Here is an 11,583-nt window from a genome sequence, read left to right as displayed (position 1 = left end):
TTCCCGGTCCCCGAATTGAACAACCCCACATTCCCCGACCCCGAATTCAACGCCCCCAACCCCACCTGACCCGTACCGGTCAACCCGATACCCACATTATTCGACCCGCTGTTACCGAACCCGAAATTATGCACACCCGTATTACCGAACCCGAAATTCAACTCCCCATCATTACCTAACCCCACATTGAACGAACCCAGATTGCCCGGCCCCACATTGTAATCACCCACATTCCCCGACCCCACATTGAAACTCCCCCAACTCCCCAACCCCAGATTCCACACCCCACGATTCCCGAAACCCACATTCCCCTCCCCGACATTGCCGGCCCCCACATTGGAACCGCCGAGGTTGGCCAGCCCCGCAACCAAGATGCTGGCGCGGCCCTGCGGGTTCGCCACAGCCGCTCCAGCGGATACGACGAGCGCCGAAATGGTTGCCGACGGCTGTTGCAGCAGCTGGGTGAAGGGCGACAATGCCGACACCGCCGCGGAGGCTTCGGCGTGATAGCCGAACATGGCGGCGACGTCTTGCGCCCACATCTGTTCGTACTCGGCATCCACCGCCGCGATCGCCGGGGCGTTCAAGCCGAGCAGGTTCGATGTCACGAGCGCCACCAGCTGCGAGCGGTTTGCCAACACCGCGCCAGGATTGACCGTCGCCGCCAGGGTGGCCTCGAACGCGGCGGCCGTCATGCGAGCCTGCCCGGCAGCCTGCCCGGCCTGCGCACCCGTCGAGGCGAGCCAACTCAGATAGCGGCCGGCCACATCGACCATCGCCGCCGACGCCGCCCCCTGCCATGAGGCGCCCACCAGCGCGGACGTTGTCGAGGAAAACGCGGTTGCCGCCCAGCCCAGCTCATCGGCAAGGGCATCCCACGCCGCCGCAGCGGCCAGCAGTGTCCCCGTTCCGGCGCCGCCAAATATGCGCGCAGAGTTGATCTCCGGTGGCGACACCGCAAAATTCATCGCCGCAAACCTCTCCGGCAAGTGGTCTGGCCCGCGACCGCCCACCGCTCAACCACAAAATGACGCCGCGGCGAATACCGCAGTTACCCGACCGTCTTCAAGCGGTTGATTGCGCGTCAGCCTACGCTCAATTCCGTTGGAATTTGCGGACTTTATCAAATACCTATGACCACTGGTCATACAAGTTCGACAGAGTTGAATGTAAAATTCGTGTACAAATTGGTTCGCGCATGCTAATCAATTGACGCTGGTGTGCCGGCCGGCGACTTGCGCCACACTTGCGGCCGCACGCCGAGGATCCTGGCGCGAACCCACCACATCGCCTCGATCGCGGCGGCGCCCAGCGCTCCGATGCTCAGCGCGATCGAGGTAACCCACAGGTTCGACGGGTCCAGGAAGAACTTGTGCTGCGTCCACGGCAGGCTGAAGATCAGCAGATACGCCGCCGCGGACGCGATGACCAGCGCCAACCGCCACCACTCGTACGGGCGTGCCGCGACCGCCAGCACCCAGACCGCGGTCACCAGCAAGGTGATCAGCGCCGCGGTGGACGCCTGATCCTGCTGCACCGATGTCGCATGCCGGCCGTTATATGCGCTCAAATATGTCGCGAACGTCGCGATGCCGACGACCAGTCCGGCCGGTAGCGCCGAGGTCAGCACCCGCCGGACGAAACCCGGGTATGCACGCTCGTTATTCGGCGCCAACGACAAGATGAATGACGGAATTCCAATGGTGAACCAGGCAGCGATGGTGACGTGAATGGGTTGGAACGGATAGAGCAGCGGCTCGGCCCCCAAAGGCTTGGCCAGCAAGCACTCGATTCCCACCAGCAATGCCAGCAGTGCGGAGTAGACCGTCTTGGTCAGGAAGAGACTGGCGACCCGCTCGATGTTGCCGATTACCCGCCGGCCTTCGCCCACCACGTAGGGCAGCGTGGCGAACTTGTTGTCCAGCAGGACGATCTGTGCCACCGCCCGGGATGCCGGACTGCCCGCGCCCATCGCCACACCGATGTCGGCGTCTTTGAGGGCCAGCACGTCGTTCACGCCGTCTCCGGTCATCGCCACCGTGTGGCCGTGCGACTGCAGGGCATGCACGATGGCGCGCTTCTGGTCCGGCCTTACTCGGCCGAAAGTGTTGTGCGAGTCCAGCGCATCGGCCAGATCAGCTTGGTCGGTGGGCAACCGGCGCGCGTCCAGCGCCTGACTGTGCAACCCGAGCTTGTCCGCCACCGCTCCGACCGACACGGCGTTGTCGCCCGAAATGACCTTCACCGCAACGCCTTGCGCGGCAAAGTAGTCGAGCGTCTCGCGAGCGTCGGGCCGCACTCGCTGCTCCAGTACCACCAGAGCGGCCGGCCTCACCTCACCCGGAGCCTGGGCATCGTCTACCGCCAAAGTTGTCGATCCCAGCAACAGCACCCGCAACCCCTGGGCGCCGAGCCGCTCTGCCTGCTCGGCTGCGGCCGACTGCGGATCGAGCAGCACATCAGGTGCGCCGATCACCCAGTTACCGTGATCGCCGAACGACACGCCGCTCCATTTGGTTGCCGATTTGAAAGGCGCTGTCGCGGTGGGGATCCAGTCGGGCGTCGCATCGTATGCCTCGGATATCGCCAGCATGCTGGCATTCGGGCGTGGGTCGGCCGCGGCCACTGCGGCGAGAACATCGCCGAGCCTCTCCCCCGCGGCGTCGAGTTCCTGAACTCCGGCCACCCGCATCCCGGTTTCGGTCAGCGTGCCTGTCTTGTCCGCACAGACCACGTCGACGCGCGCCAGTCCCTCGATGGCGGGCAGTTCCTGCACGAGGCATTGACGTCGTCCCAGCCGCACGACACCGACGGCGAAGGCGATCGAGGTCATCAGCACGAGGCCTTCGGGCACCATCGGAACCAACGCACCCACCGTCGCCAGTACCGACTCGCGCCAGCCGGCGTTGGTGGTGAACAGCTGGGTATAGATGGTCAGCAGACCCACCGGAATGATGAGGTAGGTGATGAACTGCAGAATCCGGTTGATGCCATTGCGCAGTTCGGATTTGACCAGCGTGAACTTGCTGGCTTCGGCGGCGAGTTTGGCGGCGTAGGCATCGCTGCCCACCTTGGTGGCGCGATAGGCTCCGGCGCCGGCGACCACAAAGCTTCCCGACATCACTTTCGCCCCAACCTCTTTGGCGATCGGGTCGGCCTCCCCCGTCAGCAGGGATTCGTCGATCTCCAGATTCTGCTCTTCGACCACCTCTCCGTCGACGACGATCTGATCGCCCGGGCCGAGTTCGATGATGTCGTCGAGCACCACCTCGCCAGGGGCCAGGGTGATCGTGCCGGATTGCCTGCGCACCAAAGGTTTTGCCTGGCCGACGATCGCGAGCCGGTCCAGCGTCTGCTTGGCGCGGATCTCCTGGACCATGCCGATGACGCTGTTGGCGACGATGAGCATTCCGAACAACCCGTTGATCAATGATCCGGTGAGCAGCACGATTCCGAACAACACACCGAGGATCGCATTGATCCGGGTGAACACGTTGGCCCGGATGATTTCGGCGATGCTGCGGGTGGCGCGCTGCGGAGTGTTGTTGCTTCTGCCGTCGGCAATCCGTTGTGCCACTTCGGCATCGGTGAGTCCCGTCATCGGGTGAAGGTTCCCAGATCATTGGCGTTGAAATACTCGAGCTGCAGCGCGTTACCGGAGAAGACCGCCTTGGAGATCGATCCGGGCAAGGCATTTTCGGTGGAGAGCGGAAACGTGAAAGTGTCGCCATCCCAGTGCGTCAAGTCGAAGGTCTGGCCTTTCGGGCCCAGCGCGAGCAGCAACTGGCCGTCGTGGTCGGTGACGGTGGCCGGTCCCCAGTAGTCGTTGTTGTAGACGCCGGCGTAGTCGCCCAAAGGCCGGGCCGGTGCGGGACTCACCGGAGGCTGCTTGCCGACCAGGGTGCCGTCGGGATTGTTCATGGGGGCGAGTTGCTGGCGGTACAGAGTGGCCCAGTCCTCACGCACCTGGCCGTACTGCACCAGATCCATGAACTCGGCGTTCAATGCCTCCGGAATCCCGTAGGGAGCGGCGTTGGTGAGAGCGATGATGCCGATGTCCTCCGAGGGCATGACCGCGAAATTCGTTGCGGCGCCGAGTCCGAAGCCACCCGAGTGACTGTACATCGTGCGGCCCGACGAGGTCACCGAGGTGTTGAAGCCGTGGCCGTAGGTGCCGGCGCGCGCATTCGGGTTCCTGGCGGCAGTCGAGATGACCTGCGGGGTGATGGCGGGCAGCAGCGCCTCCGGGGAGGTGATCCGCTGGCCGTTGTAGGTTCCGTTGGCCATCACCATGGTGAGCCAGCGCGCCATGTCGTTGACCGAGGAACTCACCCCGCCGGCCGGTGTCTGCGGGTCGGGGTCGCGCTGAAATCGCGCCTCCCATTTGTCCCCCGTCTTGATGTGATTGACCGCGTGGTTGGGCCTGGCCAGGAAATCGGCGAACTTCGAACTGGTCGACGTCATCCCCAGCGGGCGATAGAGCACCTCGTCGGACAGGTCCTCCCAGGTCTTCCCGGTCGCGGCGGCGACCGCCTCGGCGGCTGCCGTCACTCCGAAGTTGGTGTAGGCGTAGCTGATCCGAAACGGCGCCAGCGGCAGGTACTTCAACCGATCCAGCACCTCCCGGCGGTCGTAGCCCAGGTCTTCGAGCGCGTCGCCGGCGTGATCGGGCAGTCCTGAGCGGTGCGAGTACAGGTCGGCGACGCTGACGTGCGTCGTCACATACGGATCGGTCAAGGTGAAACCCGGCAGCTTGGTGACGACGGGGGTGTCCCAGGTGATCGCGCCTTCGGTAACCTCATGTGCCACCACGGTCGCCCCGACCGACTTGGACACCGATGCCAACTGAAAGACGGTGTCGGCGTTGACCTTGTTGTCCGGATTGTCGCCCTTACCGGCATCCTTGATACCGAATCCCTTGGCGTACAACGTCTTTCCTCCGTGAACGATGGCCACCGCCATGCCCGGGATGCCGGAATTCTTCATCAACTCGGCCACCAGGCCGTCGATCTTGCCGACAGCCTCGTCGATGCGCCCGGCGGGAATTTGCACCCCGGACACCTCGTTGGGCGGGACCTGCGCCGCCGGGGACGAAGGGCTCGACACCGGCTTGGCGCCTCCGCAGCCGGTCAGCGCGAGCAGCGTTACCAGGAGTGCGGCTGCGGCCGCGCGTGTGGTCATGGCCGCACTTTAGCCGGGTTACGATCTGCGCCCGATAGGCGCGAGGTCCGCCGATAAATTACAGGCGCCACCACGGGTTCAATCGCAATGGGCTGACGGTGTCGATGCGCTGACCCGGCAACGGCACAGCCACCTGAACACCGTCGGGCTCGGCGGCCTTGAGCACCCGCTCGACGGGCTCTGCCCACGGATGCGGCGCCAACCGGAACGTGCCCCAATGGATCGGAACCAGCAAACCCGAACCCGAGTCGGTGACGTCCAGGTGCCCCCGAACCGCCTCCTCGGGATTCATGTGAATGTCGGGCCACGCCGTGTTGTACGCCCCGATCGGCATCAACGTCAGGTCGAACGGTCCGTGGTCGGACCCGATCTGAGCGAAGCTCTTTGTGTAGCCGGTGTCGCCGCCGAAATAGGCCCGGTGGCGCGGGCCGATGAACGCCCACGACGCCCACAGCGTGTTGTTGCGGCTGAAGAACCGGCCCGAGAAGTGCCGGGCTGGCATGCAGACAATGGTCAGCTGGTCGACCTGCGCGCTCTGGTTCCAATCCAGTTCGACGATCCGCTGCTCGGGTATCCCCCACGACCGCAGGTGTGCTCCCACCCCGAGCGGAACGAAGAACGGAGCCCGCTGCGTGCGGGCCAATGCGCGCACCGTGTCGATGTCGAGGTGGTCATAGTGGTCGTGGCTGATCACCACCGCGTCCACTGCCGGCAGCCCCTCGAGCAGCACTGGCGGCGGATGCAACCGCTGCGGCCCCACGATGTCCGACGGTGAGCACCGGTCACTCCACACCGGATCGGTCAGCACGCGATACCCGTCGATCTCCACCAGCGCCGTCGAGTGCCCAAACCAGCTCACCGCCAACTCGGCGGGCTCCCCCTGGTAGATCGACGGCGAGGCCAACGGGATCGGCTTCGCCGGCAGGCTGGCGCCGCGGTTCCCGATCAATTCCCAAGCGATCTGCCGCATCTCCTCGCGGTTCATCACGTACAGCGACGACGGGTCGAGATTGACGAACACCCCGTCCCGGTAGTTCGGCGAGCCCTCGGCGACGGCCGCAATCGCGCCAGGGTCGGCGCCTAGCGCTGCGGGTGCGCCGTGCAGCGCACGCAACAACCAGCCACCCGCCGCCAGCGAGACGGTACCGCCAGCCAGTCGCAGCGCCCGGCGCATCATGACAGTTACGCCCCCTGAAAGTTCGGCGGCCGCTTCTCGATCCGAGCGACCTGCGCCTCGATCACATCCTGGCTGCCCCACGCCTTATCGAAAAGGTCCTTGTGTTCGGGCCGCGGTTCTTCGATCGAGCCGTCGTCGTTGAGTACCCGCTTGGCGTGCTGAATAGCCAGCGGCGCCAGACCGGATATTTCCGCGGCCCATGCCTGGGCGTCGGCCAGCGTGCCGATCCGATTGGCCATTCCGGTCAGCAGCGCCACGTCTGCGGTGAGCTTCTCGGCGGTCAGCAGCATCGCCCGGGCCCGCCCGTGACCGACCAGCGACGACAGCCGCCGGATGCTCCAGTTATCCAGCGCCAAGCCGTATTTCGAGGTCGGGAATTGGAAGAAGGCGTCCGCGTCGACGACCCGAAGGTCACACTGCATGGCCAACTGCAGGCCGGCGCCGATGGCAGGTCCGTTGACGGCCCCGATGACCGGAACGGGAACCGCGTCCATTACCCGATGCAGTTCGACCAGCCGGTCGGGGTAGTCGGCGGCGAAAGCGTCCCCCGACAGGTCGGCACCCGCACAGAAGGCCGTGCCCTGCCCGGTCAGCACCACGGCCCGGGTCTCCCCGTCGCTCGCTTTGAGCAGAGCTTCCCGCAATTCCTCGACAAGCTGGGAGTTCAGGGCATTGCGCCGGTCGGGCCGCTGCAGCTCGATGGTCATCACGGCTTCGGTCTGGGTGATACCGATCATGGGCGCCAGGATATATAGCCTCGTCCCTGTGAGCCGGATCACGACCGATCAACTACGCGACGCGGTGCTCGATGAAGGTTCTTTTGTCAGCTGGGATATTGAGCCACTGCCGGTGGCACTCTCCGACGATTACGCGCGCGAGCTGGCCGACGCCCGTGCGGCCAGCGGGCGCGACGAGTCGGTATCGACCGGCGAGGGACGGGTGTTCGGGCGCCGGGTTGCGGTGGTGGTCTGCGACTTTGCGTTCCTCGCCGGCTCGATCGGCGTGGCCGCGGCCGAACGGATCACCGCGGCGGTGGAGCGCGCGACGGCCGAGCGACTGCCGCTGCTGGCGTCGCCGAGCTCCGGCGGCACCCGCATTCAGGAGGGAACGGTCGCGTTCCTGCAGATGGTGAAGATCGCCGCGGCCGTCAAGCTGCACCGGCAAGCCCACCTTCCCTACCTCGTCTACCTGCGCAATCCGACCACCGGCGGCGTCTTTGCGTCGTGGGGTTCGCTGGGCCACGTCACCGTGGCCGAGCCGGACGCGCTGATCGGGTTTCTCGGTCCACGGGTCTACGAGTTGCTCTATGACCAGCCCTTTCCGGCCGGTGTCCAGACCGCGGAGAATCTGCAGCGTCATGGCGTGATCGACGGCGTGATAGGGCTGAGTGAATTGCGGGCCACGGTGCACCGGGCGCTGACGGTCATCGCGGACTCCCCGGAGCCGCCGCCGGCCCGCCCGGATCCCGAGCCGGTTCCCGACGTGTCCGCCTGGGACTCGGTGCGCGCATCGCGGCGTCCCGACCGGCCCGACGTGCGCTTCGTGCTGCGCCACGGCGCCACCGATCGAGTGCTGCTCTCGGGCACCGGTCAAGGTGAGGCGGCGACGACGCTGCTGGCGCTGGCTCGCTTCGGCGGCCAACCGGTCGTCGTTCTCGGGCAGCAGCGGATCGGCGGAGGCAACATCGTCGGGCCCGGCTCCCTGCGTGAGGCCCGCCGCGGCATGGCGCTGGCTGCCGAGCTTCGCCTGCCCCTGGTGTTGGTGATCGACACTGCCGGTCCGGCTTTGTCGGCCGAAGCCGAGCAGGGCGGGCTGGCCGGCCAGATCGCCGCGTGCCTTGCCGAGCTCGTCACGCTGGACACACCCACGGTTTCGGTGCTGCTGGGCCAGGGCAGCGGCGGGCCGGCGCTGGCGATGGTGCCTGCCGACCGGGTGTTGGCGGCCCTGCACGGCTGGCTGGCGCCGCTGCCGCCGGAGGGCGCCAGCGCGATCGTCTTCCGCGACACCGAGCACGCAGCCGAACTTGCTGCGGCACAGGGTGTTCGGTCGGCAGACCTGTTGGCATCCGGCATTGTCGACGCCATCGTTGCCGAGCATCCGGATGCCGCCGACGAACCGGTCGAGTTCTCGCGACGACTGGCGGCGGCCATAGCTGTTGAAGTCCACGCGCTGCGCAAAACACCCGGGCCACAGCGCCTGGCCGCACGGTTGCGGCGTTACCGCCGCATCGGGTTACCCGGGCCTCAGCCGCTCAGATAGCGCTGGATCGTCGGGCCGAGCCATTCGACCACCTCGTCCTGACTCAGATCCACGACCGGCGGCAGCCGTAGCACAAAGCGGCACAACGCCAAGCCCAGGACCTGGGTGGCGATCAACCCGGCCCGCTTCGCAGCCTCGCCGGGCGGCACCCACGACGCCACCAGCGGCTGCAACTGGTTTCCGAAAATCTCCCGCATCCGTTGCGCCGCTTCACCGTTGGTGGCACTGGAGCGCAGCAGAATCACCAACGCGTCGTCGCCGCCCTCCCAACGCCGCAGGAAGTGGCCGACCAGTAACCAGCCGAGGCGATCCCGGTCGTCCGGCGCGAAATCGGGTAAGCGCAAATCGAATTCGGCGGCGGCGGCAAACAGTTGATCCTTGTTGCCGAAGTAACGCATCACCATCGCGGGGTCCACGCCTGCGTCGGCGGCGATCGCCCTGATGGTGGCCGCCTGAAACCCCGCCGTCCCGAACCGTTCGCGCGCCTTCGCCAAGATCACGGCCTTGGTCTCCGCTGACGATCGCCTCATGTCAACAACTGTAGGCCAACAGCTGTTGACATACCGCCCCCGACACGCGCAAGATAGTCATGTCAACAACTGTTGACTTAGCTGGATGGAGGAGAAGCCCCATGAAAGACACCGATGTCCTGATCGTCGGCGCCGGGCCCACCGGCCTCACGCTGGCCGCGTCACTGCTGACCCGCGGCGTCGACGCGGTAGTGGTCGACCAACTGCCGTCCGGCGCCAACACCTCGCGCGCGGCCGTGGTGAACGCGCGCAGCCTGGAATTGCTGGAGGACCTCGACGTGTCCCGGCGCCTGGTGAAGGCCGGCCTGGCCGCGCCGCGGTTCACCATGCGGCAGGGTGCGGCCGTGCTCGTCTCCGTCGACTTCATTGAACTGCCGACGCGTTACCCGTACAGCCTGATGATCTCCCAGGCCGACACCGAGCAGGCACTGGAAGAGCGCTTGAATGAATTGGGCGCCAAAGTTATTCGTCCCAAGACCCTGTGTCGGCTAGAACAGGACGTGAGCGGTGTCACGGCAACCTTCGACGACGGCGACAGCATGCGCGCGGCCTACGTCGTCGGTGCCGACGGCATGCACAGCACCGTTCGCAACCAAGCCGGAATCGGCTTCGCCGGCGGCGAATTCGCGGAGTCCTTCACGCTGGCCGACGTCCACATCACCGGCGACGCTCCGCCCGACGAGGTGATCCTCTTCTATGGCAACGAAGGCCTGACCGTGCTGGCGCCGCTTCCCGGCGATATCCATCGCATCGTGGCGCCGGCGGCCCAGGCGCCGCAGGTGCCGACCACGCGGTTCGTGCAGGATTTGCTGGACAGCCGTGGCTTCGGTCCCGGGCGGAGCCTGGTCACGAAGTTGGTCTGGGGCTCGCGCTTCCGGATTCAGCATCGTGTGGCCGATACCTATCGGCTGGGTCGCTTGCTACTGGCAGGTGACGCCGCACACGTGCACAGCCCGGCCGGCGGCCAGGGCATGAACCTGGGCATCACCGATGCCGTCGCGCTCGCCGGGGCCCTCTGCGAAGGGTCTGACACGGCACTCGATTCCTACAGCGCAACGCAGCGAGCACGGGCACAGCAAGTGCTGAGGCTGACCGGACGGCTCACGACAGTGTCGACGATGCCGCGCCCGCTGCGCCCGGTGCGCAATGCGGCGATGCGACTTGCCGCACACATTCCGGCGGCGCAGCGGGAGTTCGCCTGGCGGTTGAGCGGCCTGGTCAACCGGTGACCTCCAAGCCATGCCAGACCCTATAGCGGACAACCCACCGAGGCCGTCCCGAAATCGACGAAAGCAGCGTCGAAGTGGCCGAACTCTGGTTCGATGTCGTCCATCAGTCGGGCACCCGGAGGCATCGAGGGTTCGGACCCCGCACCGCCGCTGTGCCCGACGAAGGCAATCCAATTCTCACATGGATCCAATCCATTTACATATCTGATACTTAGGGGTATTCTTCTCGACGTGACCCCAGGCACATCCCTGCGGGTCGCGAAGCACCCGCTGCGGAGGCGGGTCCCGCCCGGCGACGCACCGCGATTCGGTGCCGCCCAACGCGAGAAAGGCCCGGCCATGTCGTTTGTCATCGCTGCCCCGCAACATGTATCTGCGGCCGCGTCAGATCTGGCCCGCGTCGGATCAGTCATCAATGAGGCCAACCAGCTCGCGTCCGGGCCCACGACAGCGCTGCTCGCAGCCGCCGAAGATGAGATATCGGCCGCGATCGCGGCATTGTTCGGCAACCACGCGCAGCAGTACCAGGTGATCAGCGCGCAAATGGAGAGCTTCCACGACCAGTTCGTGCGCAACCTCCACGCCGGCGCCGAAGCCTACGCCAGCACCGAGTCCGCCAACGTCCTGCAAACCTTGGAACAAGGAGTTCTGGGCGTCGTGAATGCGCCGACTCAGGCACTGGTGGGACGCCCGTTGATCGGGGACGGCGTCAACGGAGCGGCGGGCACGGGACAAGCCGGTGGGGATGGCGGAATTTTGCTCGGCAACGGCGGTGCCGGCGGGTCCGGCGCTTCCGGGATGAATGGCGGAAGAGGTGGAGCCGCGGGGCTGATAGGCACCGGCGGTGCCGGCGGCGCAGGCGGGGCCGCTGCGACTGGCGGGACAATCGGCGGCAACGGCGGCAACGGCGGCCAAGGAGGTTGGCTGTTCGGAAACGGCGGCGCCGGCGGTGCGGGTGTGAGCGGCGGCGCCGGTGGCAATGGTGGTAGCGCCGGGCTCTGGGGCTCCGGCGGCGCCGGGGGAACCGGCGGTATCAGCTCGTCCCGGTTAACCGCTGGCGGCACCGGAGGCAATGGCGGCGCCGGTGGGTTGCTGTTCGGCGACGGCGGGTCCGGCGGAGCCGGAGCCAAGGGGGTTTCAGGCGTCGCCGGGGGCGCGGGCCTGCACGGTATCTCCGGCGGGGAGGGTGGAGCCGGCGGTGCGGGCG

The 11,583-nt window shown here is 66.4% G+C and carries 9 protein-coding genes; 3 read left to right on the top strand and 6 right to left on the bottom strand.

The annotated features are described in order from the left end of the window. The 5 genes from AWC08_RS24400 to AWC08_RS24380 all read right to left on the bottom strand — a co-directional run. The coding region (locus tag AWC08_RS24400) for a PPE family protein (protein ID WP_085088325.1) at nt 1-968 on the bottom strand (968 nt) is incomplete at its 3' end. Nucleotides 969-1,201: 233 nt separating this feature from the next. After that, the gene (locus tag AWC08_RS24395) at nt 1,202-3,601 is read right to left on the bottom strand and encodes a cation-translocating P-type ATPase (RefSeq protein WP_069435084.1); all 2,400 of its coding nucleotides are present in this window, start codon (nt 3,599-3,601) and stop codon (nt 1,202-1,204) included. Further along, a complete protein-coding gene (locus AWC08_RS24390) occupies nt 3,598-5,181 on the bottom strand; it encodes a serine hydrolase (protein ID WP_069435083.1) in 1,584 nt (527 codons plus the stop codon). The genes AWC08_RS24395 and AWC08_RS24390 overlap by 4 nt, the downstream gene beginning before the upstream one ends. Nucleotides 5,182-5,239: 58 nt before the next feature. Beyond that, the gene (locus AWC08_RS24385; RefSeq protein WP_142283787.1) at nt 5,240-6,358 is read right to left on the bottom strand and encodes an MBL fold metallo-hydrolase; all 1,119 of its coding nucleotides are present in this window, start codon (nt 6,356-6,358) and stop codon (nt 5,240-5,242) included. A gap of 5 nt (nt 6,359-6,363) precedes the next feature. Beyond that, nucleotides 6,364-7,095: an enoyl-CoA hydratase gene (locus AWC08_RS24380; protein WP_065133756.1), complete on the bottom strand. Its 732-nt coding sequence runs from the start codon at nt 7,093-7,095 to the stop codon at nt 6,364-6,366. A 28-nt stretch (nt 7,096-7,123) separates the two neighbouring features. Here AWC08_RS24380 and AWC08_RS24375 point away from each other — a divergent pair, with 28 nt between their 5' ends. After that, complete coding sequence (locus AWC08_RS24375) at nt 7,124-8,617, top strand: carboxyl transferase domain-containing protein (protein ID WP_069435082.1); 1,494 nt, start codon at nt 7,124-7,126, stop codon at nt 8,615-8,617. Here AWC08_RS24375 and AWC08_RS24370 read toward each other — a convergent pair. Further along, on the bottom strand, nt 8,602-9,147 hold the full coding sequence (locus AWC08_RS24370) for a TetR/AcrR family transcriptional regulator (protein WP_069435081.1): 546 nt from the start codon (nt 9,145-9,147) through the stop codon (nt 8,602-8,604). The two genes, AWC08_RS24375 and AWC08_RS24370, sit on opposite strands and share 16 nt — an antisense overlap. A 101-nt stretch (nt 9,148-9,248) precedes the next feature. Between AWC08_RS24370 and AWC08_RS24365 the strand changes: the two genes are divergently transcribed. Then, nucleotides 9,249-10,376, top strand: a complete 1,128-nt coding sequence (locus tag AWC08_RS24365; protein WP_069435080.1) for an FAD-dependent oxidoreductase — start codon at nt 9,249-9,251, stop codon at nt 10,374-10,376. A 339-nt stretch (nt 10,377-10,715) separates the two neighbouring features. Then, the coding region (locus tag AWC08_RS24360) for a PE family protein (RefSeq protein ID WP_142283786.1) at nt 10,716-11,583 on the top strand (868 nt) is incomplete at its 3' end.

Source organism: Mycobacterium gordonae (assembly GCF_002101675.1).
GTDB classification, from domain to species: Bacteria; Actinomycetota; Actinomycetes; order Mycobacteriales; family Mycobacteriaceae; genus Mycobacterium; species Mycobacterium gordonae.
The sequence above is the reverse complement of the archived record's forward strand: the minus strand, read 5'-3'. Positions and strand labels throughout refer to the sequence as shown.

Excerpts from the sequence above, each read along its gene's own strand:
- AWC08_RS24385 (WP_142283787.1), bottom strand. The coding sequence starts at position 6,358 with ATGATGCGCCGGGCGCTGCGACTGGCTGGCGGTACCGTCTCGCTGGCG.
- AWC08_RS24380 (WP_065133756.1), bottom strand. The coding sequence starts at position 7,095 with ATGATCGGTATCACCCAGACCGAAGCCGTGATGACCATCGAGCTGCAG.
- AWC08_RS24390 (WP_069435083.1), bottom strand. The coding sequence starts at position 5,181 with ATGACCACACGCGCGGCCGCAGCCGCACTCCTGGTAACGCTGCTCGCG.
- AWC08_RS24365 (WP_069435080.1), top strand. The coding sequence starts at position 9,249 with ATGAAAGACACCGATGTCCTGATCGTCGGCGCCGGGCCCACCGGCCTC.
- AWC08_RS24395 (WP_069435084.1), bottom strand. The coding sequence starts at position 3,601 with ATGACGGGACTCACCGATGCCGAAGTGGCACAACGGATTGCCGACGGC.
- AWC08_RS24370 (WP_069435081.1), bottom strand. The coding sequence starts at position 9,147 with ATGAGGCGATCGTCAGCGGAGACCAAGGCCGTGATCTTGGCGAAGGCG.